We start from the raw sequence: 18,228 nt of genomic DNA, 5'->3' as shown, positions 1-18,228 counted from the left end.
TTAATTTGCATGCATTATGCGATATGATGCATGAATGGATCGCGATCTGCTGACACATCTGCCTGTTATCGCCACCGTCGCGCGCCGCGGCGGATTCGCCGCGGCCGCCAGTGAATTGGGCATGAGCGCATCGGCCGTCAGCCATGCCGTGCGACTGGTGGAGGAAAGGCTCGGACAGCCACTTTTTGCGCGTACGACGCGCAGCGTGGCGTTGACCGAGGCAGGCAGGAGCCTGATCGGCACCATCACCCCGGCGCTGCAGGACATCCAAGAGCGCATCGAGCGCATAAAGGCCGTCAAGGGAAGGCCGAGCGGCCTCTTGCGCATCAATGCATCTCGTGTCTGCCTGCCGCTTGCGGTCACCCGCGTGATAGCGGCCATGGCCGAACGCTATCCGGAAGTCGAAGTTGAAATCTTCTCCGATGAACGGCTGACCGACATCGTCGCCGAGGGCTTCGATGCCGGCATACGCATCGGCGAAATGATCGCGCAGGACATGGTGGCCGTCCGCCTCACCCCGCCTTTCCGATCAGTCATCGTCGCTTCCCCCGGTTACATCGCGCGTTTCGGCCGCCCCAACACCCTCGCCGACCTTTCCAGCCACAATTGCATCGGCTACCGGCTCATGCGTTCCGGCGGCTTCTATCAATGGGAATTCGTCGAGGATGGACGGGATGTCGCTGTTACGGTGAGCGGTCAGGCGATCGTGACGGAATCGCATTCGGCAATCGAACTGGCATTGGCCGGCGTGGGGCTCGCCTATGTATTCGAGCCGCTGGTGCAGCCGGAAATCGGATCCGGCAGGCTTATTCAGCTGTTGGGTGACTATGCCGTCACCGAGGCTGGCCTTTTCCTTTACTTCCCGCGCCGCGCCGAGCTGGCGCCTAAGCTGCGGGCCTTTATCGACACCGTACGGCATATCGGCCGCGAGTCGCCCACTGGCTAGGCGGAGCGCTTTTCAGCGTCCGCACCGTTCGGGGATAGTCAGATTGCGCAGGCATTATACCGAATGCGCACCAAACGGATGGTTCTGCCTCCATCGAGGTGAATTGACGTTGCCGTTTGTCATGGCGCCCGGCAGTCATAGGCGGCCTCCGTCCATCGGCTCCCCCAGGTTTGATGGGCGGTTTCACGCTCAAACCATGAGGAACCAGTGCAAGATAGCCCGAAAAGAAAGCTGCCCAGTCCCATCGATGTAGAAGTTGGCAAGCGCATCCGCGCGCAACGACGCTTGCTAGGCATGAGCCAATCGGGATTGGCTGAAAAGCTGGATCTGACGTTCCAGCAAGTTCAGAAATATGAGAAAGGCACCAACCGCGTCGGTGCAAGTCGTTTGCAGCGCGTGGCGGAGAGCCTCGGCGTTCCGATCTCGCATTTCTTCGACAATCCCACGCTGGACGACCAAGCTTCGCCCAATGAGGCGCATGCTCTCAAGAACGACCTCGTCAGGTTCCTTTCATCGGAGGAAGGCCTGGAACTCAATCGCGCTTTTGCAAAGATCAAGGATGCAAGGACGCGTCAAAAAATCGTGGGCCTGCTCAAGTCGCTTACCTTGGCCTAGGTCTCCTTGAGGTCGCTGGCGATTGCGCGCCCCTGCCGTCAGCTTGTAATGCGCGGCGTGCGAATGACCTTCAGGAACAAGGCATTCATGGCGTCGGAAATGCCCTGCGTCGGACTGACTTCGAAGTAGAGCCCAGGCGAGGCGCAGCTCTGCAGGTTCGTCCCGATCTGCGATTGGAAGGGCGCGATCCATTGATTGTACCAGCCGTTTGTCGGCAGGGGAAAATAGGTCGTGTAAAGGATGGCGATCTTGATATTCTGGTTCTTCAGGGGCTGGCAGAAGGCAGTGGCGAGCGGCTCCTGGCAACGCCCGCCCGTGGTCGGCTTGGTGCAGGTGTTGGGCTTATAGCTGTCACCGACGCCGTCAGTGACAAGGAAGAGGACCTTCTGACGATCGGAGCTGGTTTTTCCGCTGCCGCCGGTGCCGATGATCGGCGCGAGTTGCGTCAGCATGGTATCGAAACTCGTATCCTGGTCGTTGTTGTCGCCTTGTCCTCGGACACTCATCAGGTCCACGGCACCAGTCGCATTTTTAACCTGCGCCATATCGGATGACAGCGCTGATACGTTGGTCAAGCCAATTTTCGTCGTGTCAGAACCGAATGTATAGACGGCCATCCTGTACTGATCGGGTGTTACCCGGTTCGTCTTAGCAGTATCCGTAAGCGACTGTGTCGCCTGCCCGACGACAGCAATGCGGGTCTTGACGCCAAGCCGACTTGCAAGATTGTAGTAATTGTTGGGGTTATTTTGATCGTGGCAGGCAAAGGCGCATTTGTCTGACGTGTTTGCCACCATTGTCTGAATATCGGTCATGGTAGCACCGATCCCCATGGAAGGCGTGTTGTCCAGCAACATATAGAAGTCCATGAAGGTCGCCGTCTGATACTGCGCGGATGCGGAACCGCTCACGGGAATGGACGTCTTCCCGATAATCTGGCTGAGCGTGGTCGGCACATTGGCCGAGAAGCTGACAATCGACGAGACGATGTTTCCCGTGCGTGTCACCGCGACATTGACGGTCACAGGCGTGTTCGGAAGATCGCCGGACGCCTGACCTAGAAAGAGCTTGTTGGCATCATCCTGACCGATAGTGACGGTGCCGTCCTGCGTCATAGCCATGGCAGCCGCGACGGCCGGGGATGAATCTGCGATTGCACCGACCGCGGCTGCATCCGCGGCATTTTGCAATTCCGTCCTGACGAGCATGGCATTGGTGACATCAAGCGCCAGGCCGCCTGCCGCGATTAGCGGAACAGCGATCAGGGCAGTCGTTATCCCAAAGTTGCCCGACCTCTCCGCGAGTAATTTTCGCAAAAGCTTATGCAACGCATCGAACGAACGCGGACGGCTCCAGGATTTTCTCACCGAGAAAGCTCTCTATTATACAAGTTGCACCCTCAAACATTCGTTGATTTTAGGTATTACTATTTTCAAATATACTAATTGGTATTATCGCGCGGAAATATTGAAATTCCGATAAAAGCAATGCCAATATTTTATATTGTCGCTTCCACGGAAAATTTACCAAAAACCAAGTTTATAGTTATGAAGCCATCGAGCGGGTGAATGAAAATAAAAGCCTCATTTTCCCAAGAATGACGCGGCCACGCGACGCAATCGGTGGCTCTGTAAAAATTTAGTGCAACCAACACCGGAATCGCGGCCAGGACCGTGCGTGAGGCAGCATACCGACCGCCGTTTAGCTCAAAGTATCTTTACCCGATTTTCAGTATTTACCCGTGAAAGCAGTGCCATTGATTTCAGGTGATGCCCTGGTTGAGGGTGCCCTCACCCCATTGACCATAGTTGGGATCTTTTGCGTGCGCGTTATTTCCTGCATCTTCACGGAGCATAATCTGTGGCTTGTTCTTCTTGCGGCATTTGTCTGCGTCAGCGGCGGATGGATCACGTTCGGCCTGTTGCGGCAGGCGGGAAAGACGCGCGATGTTCAACGCGGCGGATGGATTTTCCTGACGGCGGTGGCAGCAGGATCCTCGATCTGGTGCACGCATTTCATCGCCATGCTGGCCTATGAGGTCGGGGCGCCGGTTACCTTCGATCCAATCCTCACCATGGCCTCCCTTCTCCTGGCCGCGATCGGCTGCGCCTTCGGTTTCACGATCACCCTCTCCGGCCTGCCGCGGATAGCGCCGGAATTGGGAGGCGCCATCGTCGGCCTTGCGATTACGGCCATGCATTACACCGGCATGATGGCCTATCACGTCGATGGCATTGTCGAGTGGAATGAGGGCTATGTCGTCGGCTCCGTCGTGCTTTCGGTGATCTTCGCCGTGCTGGCCCTTCATCAAGCGATCCGCCGCCCCTGGCATTTTTCAGGGCTTGCCGCACTCGTCCTTTTCGTCGTCGCGGTCGTGTCGCTTCACTTTACGGCAATGACGGCCGTATCGGTGACCCCACTGGCAATCGGCGCCGGACTTGGCGATTCCTATGCGCTGGAGGCCATGGCCGTGGCGGTTGCCGGCGGCGGGCTGCTCATTATCGGCACGGGCATCGCAAGCTACATGATCGATGAGCGCGCCTCGCGCGAATCCATCCTGAAACTCCAGCATATGGCCCTGAACGACCTGCTGACGGGCCTGCCCAATCGCGGCAGCTTCGCCGATTATCTTCGGGGCGAAATCCAGCATGCCAAGGAAGACGGCGTCAAACTTGCGGTGATCGGCATAGATCTCGACCGCTTCAAGGAGATCAACGACCTGCGCGGCCATAAGGCCGGTGATCAGGCTCTCAAGGCGATCGGACGGCGGCTTGCGCGTCTCGTCAAGGATGGAGAGTTCGTCGCGCGCGTCGGCGGCGACGAGTTCGCGGCAGTCAAACGGTTCCAGAACCAAAGCGAGCTCCTGGATTTCGTGGCTCGCCTGGAAAAGACCCTGTTCGAACCCATCCGCATCGATGATTTCGAGACGGCGACCGGCGCGAGCATCGGCGTCGCCATCTATCCGGATGACGGCATCGATCAAGAGCGCCTGGTCAGCAATGCCGATCTCGCCATGTATCGCGCCAAGGCTGATGTCGGCCGCGCGGTCTGTTTCTACGAGTCCAGGATGGATGAGGCGGCGCGCGCCCGGCATATGCTGGCGCAGGATCTGCGCCGCGCCGTCGAGCTGGATCAACTCGAGCTGCATTATCAGGTGCAGACTTCGGTCAGCACCGGCGAGATCTGCGGCTATGAGGTTCTGGCCCGCTGGCACCACCCCGAACACGGCGCTGTACCACCCTCGGAATTCATTCCCATCGCGGAAGAGAGCGGCACGATCCTCGTCATCGGCGAATGGGTGCTGCGAACCGCCTGCAGGGAGGCCGCATCATGGGCCAAGCCCTACAAGATCGCCGTCAATCTCTCGCCGGTACAATTTGCCCATGCCGATCTTGCCCGGCTGGTTCATTCGATCCTTCTTGAAACCGGCCTGCCGCCGAAGCGGCTGGAATTGGAAATCACCGAGTCCACCATCATCGCCGACAAGAGCCGCACGCTGCATGTGCTTCGGCAGATCCGGGCGCTCGGCGTAACCATCGCCATCGATGATTTCGGAACCGGATATTCGTCGCTCGACACACTGCGCTCATTCCCCTTCGACAAGATCAAGCTCGACCGGTCCTTCATGAACGAGGTGGACCGGAGCATCCAGGCAAAGGCGATCGTGCGCGCCGTGCTGACACTCGGCAAGAGCCTCGAGATTCCGGTCCTGGCGGAGGGCGTAGAAACCGATCATCAGCTGGAAATCCTGCGCGTCGAAGGCTGCGACGAAGCACAGGGCTTCTTCCTTGGCCGCCCGAAGCCCGTCGCACAGATCTTTCAAATGACGGCCACCGACGAGGACGAAGGATCACCATTCTCCGGCCGCGTTCCGCCGCAACGCATGCGTCGCCGCTAGGAATGTTCCGGACGCAATGGCATGCGGGCCGGTCGTCCGGGGCGCATATCATTGCGCCCCAACGCCTATTCGCGAACCCGCTCGCCGCCGCTTCCCGCAACGTCAAATCGAACGGTCGTCAGTCTCGCCGATCCATTCGCTTGCGAGTTCGATCGCCACAGTGGACCGGATGTCGGCGGCATTGGCGGCAGCAACAAGTTCGTAGCGGCCGGCTGCCGCGCGAAAGGTCTTCGTTCCCTCATCGAAATAGCTGAGATCACGCGGCCGCACGACCAGTGAAGCCGTGCCCGTTTCGCCCGGCGCCAGTCGCAGCTTGGCAAAGGCGCGCAGCTCCTTTTCCGGACGCTCGATCTTGGAACCGACGGGCCGCACATAAAGCTGCACGAGTTCGGAGCCCGTTCTCTCGCCGATATTGGTGACATCGATCGTAACCGTGACGCCCTCTGCGCCCATCTGCGTCGTCGACGCCTTTGCCTTGCTCCAGGAAAAGCGTGTGTAGCCGAGACCGAAGCCGAACGGAAACAGGGGTTCGATACCGCTGTTATCATGATGACGATAGCCGACGAAGACGCCTTCGGCGTAACGCACATGCCCGTCCTTGCCGGGATAAACCTGCGGATCCCCAACCATGGCGCAATTGTCCGAGAGAAGCTTCGGGAAGGTCTGCGGCAAGCGGCCGCCGGGCTCGACATCGCCGAACAGCACATCGGCGACGGCGTGCCCCAATTCCTGGCCAGGATACCATATCTGCAACACGGCCCTGACCTTACCGAGCCAAGGCATTTCGATGGGGCCGCCCGTCTGCAGCACGACGATAACGTTAGCGTTGACGGTTGCTACGCGCTCGATCAGCTCCTCCTGCCGGCCGGGCAGGCGCATGTCAGGCAGATCGAGCCCTTCGGTATCCCATTCGCCATCACGACCCACAAAGAGCAGGACGATATCGGCATTCTCGGCTTTTGCGACGGCATCCAGCATCTCGGCCTCACCGAGCGGCTTTTCGACGCCGAAACGGACCGCCGTCAGATTGATCCCCTCCTCGCTCGCCGCTGGGGAGCAATATTCGACGGTCATCTGGTATCGCTGGCCGGCCTCAAGATGAATAGCCTGCCGCTGCTCGACATTGGCCGTGCCGAAATAGTTGTCGCCGCGAGACCAGCCGTCATAGCCGTCCACGACGAGCTTGCCATCGACATAGAGCCTGGCGAGGCCTGCATTGGTCATGCCGAATACATGCTCGCCGCTTTCCACCGGAATGTAGGACACTGTCATGCGAGCGGAGAAATCGCTTGGATCAAGTTCGGAAGACGGCAGCTCGAACCAGAAAAACTCGCCCTTGCTCGCCGTTTCGGTGGCCATCGCCGGCCCGGCGAGATCGCGGCCCTTGAAATACTCCACCCGCATCTCACCGGAAAAGACGTTGATCAGCCGATTGTTGCGGCAGGCTGCCGCGTAATGAATGCTGTTGGCATTCGACAGCGCCTCACGGATGCCCTCCAGCGGACTAACTTTGTAGTGCGCGGCAATCTGGGCGCTGCCGCCACCCATGACACGAACTTCGGCTGCATTCGGTCCGATAACCGCCACATGCCCGAGCCCTGCTTTCTGCAGAGGCAGAATGCCGTCGTTCTTCAAAAGGACTGCGCCTTCGGCGCCGAGCTGACGGATCAAAGCCCTGTCTTCCGGCAGATCCAGCGCCTGCTCGCTCAAATCGGGTGCCTTCTCGAAAGCACCCACGCGCTCGAGCAGCGTCAGAATGCGGCTGGCAGCTTCGCGCACCGTCTCCGCCTTCACCTCGCCGTTGCGCACAGCCGCCACCAGCTTTTCGCCGCGGTCACGCGTCGGGCCGGGCATTTCCAGATCAAGTCCGGCATTGACCGTCGGCGCCGTCGAATGCGAGCCGAACCAATCGGACATGACGATGCCGTCGAAACCCCATTCCTCGCGCAGGACCTTGGTCAATAGCCAAGAATGCTCGCTGGTATAGGTACCGTTCAGCCTGTTATAGGAAGACATGACCGCCATGACTCCCGCTTTCTTCACGGCCTGTTCGAACGGCGGCAGATAGATTTCGCGCAGCGCCCGTTCGTCGATATCCGAGGACATCGTCTGACGCTCGATTTCGGATTCATTGCCCGCGAAATGCTTGATGGTGGCGGCAATGCCCTGGCTCTGCACGCCCTGGATATAGGCGACAGCGAGTTCGGCCGTCAGCACGGGATCTTCCGAATAGCATTCGAAATTACGGCCATTCAGGCCGGACCGGTGGACATTGACCGTCGGCGCCAAGAGCACCGATGCGCCCTTGCTCTTGGCCTGACCGGCGAGTGCCGCGCCCATGCGCTGGACGAGCGCCGGATCCCATGTGGCGCCAAGCGCGATGGCGACGGGAAAGCAGGCAGCATTGACGCCGGCAACAAGCGAGCCCGCACCGCGCGCGCCGTTCGGACCATCCGTGACCTTGATCTTCGGAACGCCGAGACGTTCAACCGGCACCGTAGTCCAGAAATCGGCGCCCGACAGCAGCGAAACCTGCTCCTCAAGCGTCATCCGGTCGAGAATATCATCAATCATAAGGCCTCCCGAACTATCAGCTAACCACTCCCCGGCGGAGATTCGCGTTTAGGACAAACAAATCATAAACGCGCTCGATACTCTTCTGCTAGTGCGATATGCTCATGAAATGACATATCTTTTTCATCCGCAGTCAACTTCGTAACAACCAGAAATCATAAATTCCGCTGCCGATCATACGAATAATCTTCTTCCGAATAAACTTGGCCCGCCCCTTGCCTTCGCATCTCGATCGCGTATGAAGATTGTCGTCCTGCCGGGGAACATTTGAAAGTCATTTTGCGAATGCGAACACGCCTGTCGACCTTCCCGGCACTCGGTTTCCTTTTTGTCCTTGCACTGACGAACATTTGCTTCGCGTCTGAACTCGTGCGCGTCCCCCAGGGCAATCGCAACAATCTTCAGCCCCCTATACCCAACACATCGGTGCTGCGGGCGAAGGCGTTCAACACGACATATGAGGAAAAATACCAGAAGATCGTCGGCGTGCTTCGCGAGGACAAGGACCTGGTGGCTTCGATCAGGAAGGCCGCGACGGCCTATCAGATCGACCCCATCCACATTGTCGGCGCGCTTGTCGGCGAACATACGTACAACATCACGATCGTGAACAGGGTGAAGTCCTATTACGTCAAGGCGCTTGCCTATTCGCAATCCGATTTCAAGTTCGCCTATAAGGAGGTGACCGTCCAGGCCTTCCTGAAGAGGCCGGAATTCGCCCATTGCGATGCCTTCACCGGCAGCGCCGAACTCTGGGAATGCCGTGACGAAACCTGGGACAAGAGTTTTCGCGCCAAGGTCATCGATGGCGTCGCCTATGAAAACATGACGTTCCAGCGCGCCTTCTTCCAGCCGTTCTTCGCGGGCCAAACCTTCGGCCTTGGCCAGATCAGCCCGTTGACCGCGCTCGAGGCCACTGATCTCGTGCATGCCACCAGCGGCTTGTCGAAACTGTCCGTCGACGATCCGCAGGCCATCTACCGTGACATCATGGATCCCGATCGCAGCGTGATCTATATCGCCGCGATCGTCAGGGATGCGATCGATGCCTATCGCGCCCAGGGTTTCGACATCACCGACAATCCCGGTCTGACGGCAACGCTCTATAATGTCGGGCAGCCGCGGCGGCGCGCACTTGCCTTGCGACAGGCCGCGGATGCTTCAGGCGGCAAGAAGCTGCCGGAAGAGAATTATTATGGCTGGCTGGTGAACGACCGGCTGCCGGAGCTGCGTGGCTTGTTGGGAGAGTAGTGATCGCGAAAGGGGGCCTGCGAAGCTCTCAAAGCCGATCACATCGGATAGCTCACGTGAGCCAAGTGACGCGGCCGTTGGCGATCTTGCTTTCGACCCAGGCCCGCTCGTTCTGCCAATCGTGCCGCTTCCATCCTTCCCAACCGAAGCCGCATAGTTTGACATCCCATTCGGACACCGGAAAGGTCGCGAGCGTATAACCGATGCCGAGGAAGCCGGTGCTCGGAAAGACCTCACGCATGCGACGCCCGGCAATGCCGAGTTCGTTGCAGCCGTCGATATAGGTCTGCGGCGGCATGATGCGGATCTCCTTGCCGGCGCTGCCCATCCGTTCGATCGCCTCCATCGTCCAGTCGGTCCTCCTGCCCTGGAGGCGCTGAAAGATGTTGGGGCGCGGATGATATTTGCGGATGATGTTCGGATGATAAGCGAGCATCAGCACCTTCGCTGCCTTCAGCGCTGCATTGTCCAGGAAGTCGGGATCGATCAGCCGCCGATACAAGACCTTGCTCGACGCGGCCAGCATGATCATATCGGTGCGCTCGCCGCTCATACCCCCGGCGAGGTTCGGCTCATTGAAGCGCATGACGAATTGCGCGTCGTCCACGATTCCTGAGAGATCGCGCTCGAGCTTGCCATTGCCAACGATGATTGCAGTCTTGCGCGCCAATGCGGTCGTCCAGCAGAATACGGCCGTGCTCTAACAACGCCCCCTGACACAGCGCTGAAGCATTGATGATGCGGAACTGAAATCCCCTTGTCCCACGAAGGCGTTGCGGTTCGGGCGGACGTCACAGGAAATACCGGAACTTCAACGGAAGCAGGGCGGCCCCGATCGCGCTGGCATCGCCTTTCGTCTCACTGAGAACCAGCCGTGGCCCGAGCGGTGCGACACCATAACGATGCGGGCGCTGGGAGGGCACATTCATGCGATCGATGATCATCTGCCCGAGCCTTAGCGGGAGCTGGCCGCCGAAGACGATCGCCTGCGGATCGAGCACCCCGGCAAGCGTAGCAATCAAGCGGTCAAGCATCGGCATGGTTTCGGAGAGCCAACTCTCCACGCCCGGCCAGGAAGGATCGAAATCTTGCTTCAGTTCCTCGATGGAGCCTATCTCGATACCGTTCTCGCGCAATATGCGGATAAGATATTGCAGCGCCGGTCGTCGTGGCGCTTCGTCCGGATTATAGATGACGCTGAATTCCCCCGCATTGCCGTGGAAACCGAGATAAGGCCTGCCCTCGAGGACAAGACCGCCGCCAAATCCGTAGTTGAAGGACAGATAGGCGAAGGTCTGGCACCAGCGCCCGACGCCACGCAGGCTTTCGCCGATGGCGCCGGTCGTCGCATTGTTTTCCAGCCACACCGGCAATCCGAACGCATCCTCAAGCTCCGGCTGTAGATCGATCAGCGACCAGTCCCGCAACGGCTCGGGCGCATTGAAATGGCGATTGTCACCGACAAAAAAACCGGACATGGCAAAGCCCAGCCCGACAAGACTATCGCGCGATAGTGTTTGTTCATTCAAAAGAAAATCAAGTTCTTGCGCTAGGGCCGCCAGCGTTGCCTTGCGATCAACCGGCACTCCCTTAAAGGTCTCCTGACCAATGATATCGCAGCCGAAATCGGCAACCGACAGCGTTACGGCATCGGTATTGACGGAAATGCCGATCGAGTAAGCGGCTTGCCTTGCCAGTTCGATTGTCGGGCTCGGCTGGCCGCGCGCTCCCTTGAGGGGCGCACCGGCGCGGAGCAGACCCCGCGCCATCAAGGTTTCGACCAGGCGATGCACTGATTGCTGCGTCAGATTGGTTTGGGCCGTTATGGTGGCGCGCGGGATCGGTTCATGTCGGCGCACGATATCAAGGATGAGGCGTTCGTTTTCGCTCGCCAGCGGGGATTTCTCAAATGCTGTCATGACTGCGTTCCGACCCTTTGCCTCTCCTATCCGCGCGCCGCATCCGGCATATTCAAGGCTGCCTGTCATAAATATTACACTTTATGTGTATTAATAGCCAGCAGGCGACCGGTGCCAATGGCATTGCGTCGGCGCGCAGCCAATGGCGTCTGCATTCTGCGACGGACATCGAGCGGCGCATCCCGTCAGAACGATCACGAAAGCCATTTCCATGCATAGCCAGACCGCCGCCTCGCCTCGCCTTGCCGATATCTATGATCTCCTGTCCCGCACCAATCCGGACATTTTGACGATCGCTCATCGCGGCCTTTGGTCAGCAGCCCCGGAAAATTCGCTGGCATCAATCCGCGCCGCTGCCGAACTCGGCGTCGAATTCGTCGAAATCGACACGCAAGCAACGGCCGATGGGCATCTCGTCGTCATTCACGACAAGACACTGGACCGCACCACGTCAGGCAAGGGCATCGTTGGCGCAAGCAGCTTCGCAACGGTCCGCGACACGCGGCTGCGCGCTGGCGCCGGTGGAGAAACCGCTCTCCTGACCGATGAGCGTGTGCCGACGCTCGAAGAAGCTCTTGAAGAAGCGCGCGGGCGCGTCTTCGTCAATATCGACACGAAGTTTCCGCGTGAATTGCCGCTGGTCATTGCCGCCGTTCGACGCCTTGGCGCCGAGGACCACGTCATCATCAAATCCGATATCGACCCGGAAAGCGCCAGATTTTCGGTTCTCGACGCCGATTGGTTCGGCTCTATCCCGCATATGCCGATGTTTCCCGCGAGACCTGGCAAGTTTGCGGACGACCTGCGGTTGATCGAGCCGCTGCGCGCGCCGATGATCGAAGTCAAGTTTACCGACGTCGCCGATCTTGCCGCGGGCCGCGAAGAACTGGAACGCCAGAACATCAGGCTGTGGATCAACACACTCGACGTCTCCCACAATCTCGATTTCAACGATAGTCATGCGCTCAAGGATCCTGAAAGCATCTGGGGAACGCTTGTCACGGCCGGCGTCGGCGCAATCCAGACCGACACGAATGTCGAATTCAAACAATGGTTGGCAGGCCGTTAAGCCGTGTGGGACGCGATTACACCACCGTCAGCCGGCAGGTTGCGAAGCCGGGGGCCTCGGGTTGGTCGATCGCCAGGAAAGCGCCCAAATTCGGCGAAGACATCAAAAGTAATACACCGCGCGCCAGGCAGCCTTGGATAGCAGGCGCGCTGAGCCTCGTTTTAAAACAGACAAGCCGGGCCGATCGAAACGATCGGCCCGGCTTGTTGGCGTCTTGGGAGACAGGGCTTAACGGGCGTTGTATTTCGCATCGACCTCATTCATGGCCTTGACGTTGTCGGCCGAACGGCCGTTCTCGTCGAAGGTCTGCGCCAGGAAGGCGTCGGCGATGGCCTTGGCAAGTTCGGTGCCGATGACGCGAGCGCCCATGGTGATGATCTGGGCGTTGTTCGACAGCGCGGCGCGCTCCGCCGAATAGGTGTCATGGGTCAGCGCCGCACGGATGCCCGGCACCTTGTTGGCCGAGATGCAGACGCCGATGCCGGTGCCGCAGACAAGGATCGCCTTGTCATAGGTGCCATCGATGACGCCGGAGGCGACGCGGTCGGCGAGATTGGCGTAGAACGGATCAGCCCCTTCCTCAGTGCGCGATACTTCGCTCACCTCGAAACGGTCCTTCAGGTGGTCGGCGAGAACCTTGGCCAGACCCTCGCCGGCGCTGTCTCCAGCAATAGCAAGCTTCATGATATGTCTCCTCAGAGTTTGGCGGCGCACTTGGCAAGGATGTCGAGATAGCCTTCGACGTTCCAGGCGGAGCGGCCGATAAAGAGCCCGTCTACATTCGGGCAGGATATGAGTTCTTCGCAGTTTTGCGGATTGACCGATCCGCCGTAGAGGCACGGAATTTTTCGACCGAGCACCTTTTGCGCAACGGCAATGATCTCGGCCTGGCGTGCATCGGCATAGGAGGGCTCGGCCGGAATTCCCTTTTCGCCGATCGCCCAGACCGGCTCATAGGCCAGCAGGATTTCAGCCTGCTTCTGGCCCTCGGAAAGCTTCGATAGCGCGCCGACGACCTGCTCGCTCAGGATCTCGGTTGCGCGGCCGCTTTCACGATCTTGCAGCGTTTCGCCGATGCAGATGAGCGGGATCAGGCCGTGACGGACTGCCGCCTCGGTCTTCAATCCGACGGTCTCATTGGTCTCGCCGAAATGTTCGCGGCGCTCCGAATGACCGAGCTCGACGATATCGAGATTGCAATCCTTCAGCATCAGCGGCGAAATCTCGCCCGTCCAAGCACCTTGGTCCGCCCAGTGCATGTTCTGAGCCCCGACCTTGACAGAGCTTTCCGACAGGATCGACTTGACCTCGCGCACCGCGGTAAACGGTGGGATGATGAAGCGCTGAATGCGGGCATCGCGCAGGGCATCGGCAGCATGCAAAGCCTCGGCAAAGGCGCGTGCTTCCGCCAGCGTCTTGTTCATTTTCCAGCTCGTGCCAATCCAATAGCGAGGTTTGTCTGTCATGTCATATCCTGGTTCGAGGCAATGGTGAGGGTGACACCGTCCCGGCGGAATTGCTCGAGAATGGCGTCATCGGGCGCGTGATCGGTAATCACGGCGTCGAAATCGGTAAGATCGGCCATCACATGCAGGGCCGTGTGCCCGATGCGACTGTGGTTGACCAGCAGGCAGGACTTGGCGGCGGACGCGATCATCGCCCGCTTCGTGCGCACGACGTTATCGTCCATGTGATAGGCAAGCCTGCCGGAAACGGCGGGTGTCGACAGGAAGGCGATATCGGCCCTCAGCCGCGACAATGCCTCCTCGGTCACGACACCGAGAAAGGCGTTGAATTTGGCGGAATAGACACCGCCAAGCGCGATCAGCGTGATGCCGCTTTCGTTCTTCATGCGGTCTATGATCGCGGCATTGTTGGTGATCAGCGTCAGCGGCCGCTTCTGCAGCAGCATTTCGCCCAGAACCGCCGCCATCGAACCGTCATTGATCATGACGGTCATGCCGGGCTCGACCAGCTCGAGCGCTGAACGCGCCATGGCGAGCTTTTCATCATGGCCTTGCCGCTCGCGGAAACGGAAATCGCTTTCGAATTGCGTGCCGGCATCGATGGTCGCACCGCCGCGCACCTTGCGCAACACGCCGGCCTGCTCGAGATCGTCGAGATCGCGATGGATCGTCATCTTTGATACGGTGAAGCGGTCGGCCAGATCGTCGAGATCGACGGTCTTATGCTCCACAAGCAGATTGATGATCGATTGCTGACGCTCTTCCCGTTTCACCTTGCTCTCCGGCTATCAGCCCGACATGGAGCCAGAGAAAATATAACACCAAAATCTCACAATTCAACATTTCTATTGTTACATTGAGATGATTTTATGTTTTCACATAGATGGCAACAGGCTTATGCTTGCAGCAGCGCTTTCGCCGTTTTCTCATCCGTAATCAGCCCGTAAAGACAGCGGCTCTTGAGGACGGCGCGAATGGCCTCGACCTTGGGCAATCCGCCGGAAAGCGCTACCAGCCGTTCGTTCTCGGTGCGCGGCAGGGAGGCAGACAGCGTGCGTGCCGTCAGCGTCGTCTCGAGAATGTTGCCATCGGCATCGAAGAAATGACCAAGAATTTCGCCGACGCCGCCGGCGGCGGTAATCTCCCTGATCTCCTTCGGCTCGACCATGCCGGACAAAACGAGCTGCGCGTCCGTATCGACCGTGCCGAGACCGACGAGCTTGAGATCGGCGCCGTTTGCGAGATCGAAGACTTCCTTGACGCCGCGCTGGGCAAGCAGCACGTCGCGATCTTCCCGCGTGTTGGCGAAGAAAGGCACCGGCATCACATGCGACTGCATGCCGGTTTTTTCGGCGATGCGATGCATCACGTCATAGGGGTTGGCGGCATAATTCCTCGTCAGGCCGCCAAGCAGCGAGACGAAACGCAGATCCTTGGCGCTGACGCGCGCCATGTGATGAACCGCCGAAGAGAGCGTTCGCCCGTGGCCGAGGCCGATGACCTTGTTGTTGCCGCTCTCGATCTCGCGCCGCAGAAAACCGGCGCCCGCCTGCCCGAGCGCGCGAAACTCGAAACCTTCCTCGCCGAGATCGGGCGCAACCTCGCAATATTGCAGGCCGAAGCGCGCCGCGAGCTCCGTTTCGAGCTCGACGCATTCGACGATATCGCCATCGATCGTCACCTTGACGACGCCTTCGGCGACCGCACGCGCGATCAGCCGGTGCGCCTTCACCGAGGGAACGCCGAGACGCTTTGCCACTTCAGACTGCGTCAGTCCGCCGGCATAGTGCAACCAGGCCGCCCGCACGGCGAGCGAATCGTCCGCATCCGTCATCGACCGTCCCCTTTCATTTCGTTACGCATGGCCCCTCGCCTGCTTATATCTGACCGTGACGCCCGGTTCGCCCCACTGTCGCAAAGGTGAGGCTCACATGGAATCGAGACTCGGCCAATCCAGCGGCTAGATATGCAAGTCGCCAGCACCCGTGTCGATATGAGGCGCCCAGAAGGCGACACTTTCTGCAATCTGCGAGATGACCTGACGATCGTTGGGCTCGCGCTCCTTGAACGACAATTCCAGGCAGATCTCGTTGTCCTTGGCGCCGCCTTCGGCAAACGCCGTCAAGAGCGGTTCCGGCTGGATGCGACCCTTGGCATTGAATTCCGCCGTAAAGGGGCGATGCCCACCCTTGTCCATCAGGCTCTGCTTGATGTGGATGATCGGAGACACCTTCGGCACGGCACGCGCCCAGGCATAGGGATCATAATCGTCGGGATTGGACGAAGTGACATCGCCGTGATCGATATCGGCCATCATCCACATCGGAATGGCGAACGGCGCCTTTGTCAATCTTTCGTGCAGGGACAGGCAGGCCTCGATCGTCTCGCCGAATTCGCGGCCAATGCTCATCGGCTCCCAGAATAGATAGGAAAGACCGGCGGCACGCGCATGCTCGGCCACCTCGCCCCAGCAATCGATCGCTATCTGGATCAGTTCCTCGCGCCGGGCCGGATCGTCATAATCCTTGTAGGTGAAGATCGCGAACTGCGTGCCGAGCGAATGCCCGCCGAGATCGGCGGTGATATCGGCAAAGGTCTTGAACCAGTCGATATAATAGCGGCGAACATCCTTGTCGGGATGGCCGAAATGATTGAGACGGCCGTAGGGACCGGTCATGCCTGACGTTACGCGAACGCCGGTGTGCTTCAGTGCTGCCTGCGTGTCCCGCGTCAGCCGGCTGATGACCGGCGCTGGCCAGCTCGGATTGATGAACTCGTGCGTCAGCTGGAGATCGCGGATGCGCAGATCACGCGCCACCGTTTCGATCAGATCGGCCGGCTCGGCAAAGCGGTTTACCAGCGGGTTGGTATTGAGTGAAAGCGTCAAGGGCATCTATATTCTCCCGGCAAGATCTGTTGCTTCAGGCGGCGAGCGCCAGCTCAGCGTCGAACCACGCCGAGAAAGCCGCCCTCTCTTCCGTCGTCATGCGAAGACCTTCCTTGGTGCGGCGCATCAGCACGTCCTCGGCCGCCTGCGCCCATTCGGAAGTGACGAGATAGCGGACTTCGGCCTCATAGAGATTGCCGCCGAAATGGCGGCCAAGCTCAGCCAGCGACGAGGCTTGACCAACGATCTGCCTGGTGCGAGCGCCATAGAGATGGCCGTAGTGATTGACGAGCGCACGCGGCATCCAGGGATAGGCCTCGCGCAGCGTATCGGCGAAGGCGACATAATCGGCATTCGGGATCTCGCCGCCCGGAAGCGTGGCGCCCCGCGTCCAGTCGCCGCCCATCTTCGGGAAGAACTTGGCAAGCCGCTGCATCGCGTGTTCCGAGAGCTTGCGGAATGTCGTGATCTTGCCGCCGAATACGCTCAACAGCGGCGCACCGCCGGTCTCATCGAGATCGAAGACGTAGTCGCGCGTCACGGCTGATGGATTGCCCTTGCCGTCATCGAACAGCGGGCGGACGCCGGAGAAGCTTTCAAGCACGTCGGAACGGCGCAGCCTCTCCTTGAAGTAGCGGTTGACCGCCGTGATCAGATAATCGATTTCCTTCTCTTCGGCCTTCACCTCTTCCGGCTTGCCTTCGTAGGGAATGTCGGTCGTGCCGATCAGCGCCTTGTCGCCTTCATAAGGGTTGATGAAGATGACGCGCTTGTCGTGGTTCTGGACGAGATAGGCCTGTTGGCCGCTCCAGAATTTCGGAACAATGATGTGGCTGCCCTTGACGAGCCGGACGCTGCGCTGGCTGTTCGACCCGACGACGCGGCCGATAATATCATTGACCCATGGCCCTGCGGCATTCACCAGCACGCGGGCGCGAACGGTCCGCACTTCGCCGGAGCGCTGGTCGCGCGTCTGGACGACCCAATTCCCCTGATCGCGACGAGCGCTGACACAAGCCGTGCGCGTCAGGATTTTCGCACCCTTGGCGGAAGCATCGAGAGCATTGAGAACGACGAGCCGGGCATCATCAACCCAACAGTCGGAATATTCAAACCCCTTGGAATACTGATCGAGGATCGGAGCGCCTTCCGGGTCGCGATGGAGGTCGAGCGAGCGCGTGCCCGGCAGCTTCTTGCGGCCACCGAGATGATCGTAGAGGAACAGACCGAGGCGAACGAGCCAGGCCGGACGATCCGTCGGGCTGTGCGGCAGCACGAAGCGCATCGGCCAGATGATATGGCTTGCCGAGTTCAGCAACACCTCGCGTTCGATCAGGGCTTCGCGCACCAGGCGGAATTCGTAATATTCAAGATAGCGCAGGCCGCCATGCACCAGCTTGCCGGAGCGCGAAGAAGTTCCCTCGGCAAGATCGCCCTTCTCGCACATGACAACCGAAAGACCGCGGCCGGCGGCGTCGCGGGCAATACCGGCACCATTGATGCCTCCGCCGATCACGAAAAGATCAAAGATTTCCGGTTCCATCATGTCATGCTCCTTCGGATGCCCTGGTTCGAATGCCTTGGGGCATCATCAAATCAATCT

15 protein-coding genes are annotated in these 18,228 nt (G+C 59.5%); 5 read left to right on the top strand and 10 right to left on the bottom strand.

The genetic code is table 11. The features are described 5' to 3' along the window. The first annotated feature begins 34 nt into the window (after positions 1 to 34). Positions 35 to 946 carry a LysR family transcriptional regulator gene (locus CCGE531_RS22175; protein WP_120667824.1) on the top strand — a complete coding sequence of 304 codons (912 nt, stop codon included), beginning with the start codon at positions 35 to 37 and terminating at the stop codon, positions 944 to 946. A gap of 207 nt (positions 947 to 1,153) precedes the next feature. Then, positions 1,154 to 1,561 (top strand): helix-turn-helix transcriptional regulator, encoded by a 408-nt coding sequence (locus tag CCGE531_RS22170; protein ID WP_120667822.1) that lies wholly within the window; start codon positions 1,154 to 1,156, stop codon positions 1,559 to 1,561. A 38-nt stretch (positions 1,562 to 1,599) separates the two neighbouring features. On the opposite strand, the gene CCGE531_RS22165 is transcribed toward CCGE531_RS22170, so the two are convergent. After that, positions 1,600 to 2,877 carry a pilus assembly protein TadG-related protein gene (locus tag CCGE531_RS22165; RefSeq protein WP_348633024.1) on the bottom strand — a complete coding sequence of 426 codons (1,278 nt, stop codon included), beginning with the start codon at positions 2,875 to 2,877 and terminating at the stop codon, positions 1,600 to 1,602. Positions 2,878 to 3,383: 506 nt separating this feature from the next. On the opposite strand from CCGE531_RS22165, the gene CCGE531_RS22160 reads away from it, so the two are divergent. Next, on the top strand, positions 3,384 to 5,459 hold the full coding sequence (locus CCGE531_RS22160) for a bifunctional diguanylate cyclase/phosphodiesterase (RefSeq protein ID WP_120667818.1): 2,076 nt from the start codon (positions 3,384 to 3,386) through the stop codon (positions 5,457 to 5,459). 102 nt (positions 5,460 to 5,561) lie between these two features. On the opposite strand, the gene CCGE531_RS22155 is transcribed toward CCGE531_RS22160, so the two are convergent. Beyond that, a complete protein-coding gene (locus CCGE531_RS22155; protein ID WP_120667816.1) occupies positions 5,562 to 8,033 on the bottom strand; it encodes a glycoside hydrolase family 3 C-terminal domain-containing protein in 2,472 nt (823 codons plus the stop codon). Between the two features lie 285 nt (positions 8,034 to 8,318). Between CCGE531_RS22155 and CCGE531_RS22150 the strand changes: the two genes are divergently transcribed. Then, a complete protein-coding gene (locus CCGE531_RS22150; RefSeq protein ID WP_120667814.1) occupies positions 8,319 to 9,284 on the top strand; it encodes a DUF1402 family protein in 966 nt (321 codons plus the stop codon). A gap of 52 nt (positions 9,285 to 9,336) precedes the next feature. On the opposite strand, the gene CCGE531_RS22145 is transcribed toward CCGE531_RS22150, so the two are convergent. Together CCGE531_RS22145 and CCGE531_RS22140 are read right to left on the bottom strand one after the other, a co-directional pair. Further along, on the bottom strand, positions 9,337 to 9,954 hold the full coding sequence (locus tag CCGE531_RS22145) for a hypothetical protein (protein WP_120667813.1): 618 nt from the start codon (positions 9,952 to 9,954) through the stop codon (positions 9,337 to 9,339). Between the two features lie 121 nt (positions 9,955 to 10,075). Then, entirely contained in the window at positions 10,076 to 11,203 is a 1,128-nt protein-coding gene (locus tag CCGE531_RS22140) for an ROK family transcriptional regulator (protein WP_120667811.1), read from the bottom strand. A 211-nt stretch (positions 11,204 to 11,414) separates the two neighbouring features. Here CCGE531_RS22140 and CCGE531_RS22135 point away from each other — a divergent pair, with 211 nt between their 5' ends. Beyond that, positions 11,415 to 12,272, top strand: a complete 858-nt coding sequence (locus CCGE531_RS22135) for a glycerophosphodiester phosphodiesterase family protein (RefSeq protein WP_120667809.1) — start codon at positions 11,415 to 11,417, stop codon at positions 12,270 to 12,272. Between the two features lie 228 nt (positions 12,273 to 12,500). Here the strand turns inward: CCGE531_RS22135 and CCGE531_RS22130 are convergent, their stop codons facing one another. The 6 genes from CCGE531_RS22130 to CCGE531_RS22105 all read right to left on the bottom strand — a co-directional run bounded on the left by CCGE531_RS22130 (position 12,501) and on the right by CCGE531_RS22105 (position 18,171). Next, a complete protein-coding gene (locus tag CCGE531_RS22130; protein WP_120667807.1) occupies positions 12,501 to 12,956 on the bottom strand; it encodes an RpiB/LacA/LacB family sugar-phosphate isomerase in 456 nt (151 codons plus the stop codon). 11 nt (positions 12,957 to 12,967) lie between these two features. Next, complete coding sequence (locus CCGE531_RS22125; protein WP_120667805.1) at positions 12,968 to 13,738, bottom strand: triose-phosphate isomerase; 771 nt, start codon at positions 13,736 to 13,738, stop codon at positions 12,968 to 12,970. Beyond that, a complete protein-coding gene (locus CCGE531_RS22120; protein ID WP_120667803.1) occupies positions 13,735 to 14,511 on the bottom strand; it encodes a DeoR/GlpR family DNA-binding transcription regulator in 777 nt (258 codons plus the stop codon). The genes CCGE531_RS22125 and CCGE531_RS22120 overlap by 4 nt, the downstream gene beginning before the upstream one ends. A gap of 122 nt (positions 14,512 to 14,633) precedes the next feature. Next, positions 14,634 to 15,572 (bottom strand): sugar-binding transcriptional regulator, encoded by a 939-nt coding sequence (locus CCGE531_RS22115; RefSeq protein ID WP_120667801.1) that lies wholly within the window; start codon positions 15,570 to 15,572, stop codon positions 14,634 to 14,636. Positions 15,573 to 15,698: 126 nt separating this feature from the next. After that, positions 15,699 to 16,631, bottom strand: a complete 933-nt coding sequence (locus CCGE531_RS22110) for a TIM barrel protein (protein WP_120667799.1) — start codon at positions 16,629 to 16,631, stop codon at positions 15,699 to 15,701. Between the two features lie 28 nt (positions 16,632 to 16,659). Then, positions 16,660 to 18,171 carry a glycerol-3-phosphate dehydrogenase gene (locus CCGE531_RS22105; RefSeq protein ID WP_120667797.1) on the bottom strand — a complete coding sequence of 504 codons (1,512 nt, stop codon included), beginning with the start codon at positions 18,169 to 18,171 and terminating at the stop codon, positions 16,660 to 16,662. Between the last annotated feature and the right edge of the window lie 57 nt (positions 18,172 to 18,228).

The sequence above is a fragment of the Rhizobium sp. CCGE531 genome, from assembly GCF_003627795.1.
Lineage (GTDB): Bacteria > Pseudomonadota > Alphaproteobacteria > Rhizobiales > Rhizobiaceae > Rhizobium.
This window is presented reverse-complemented; position numbering and strand designations above follow the sequence as displayed.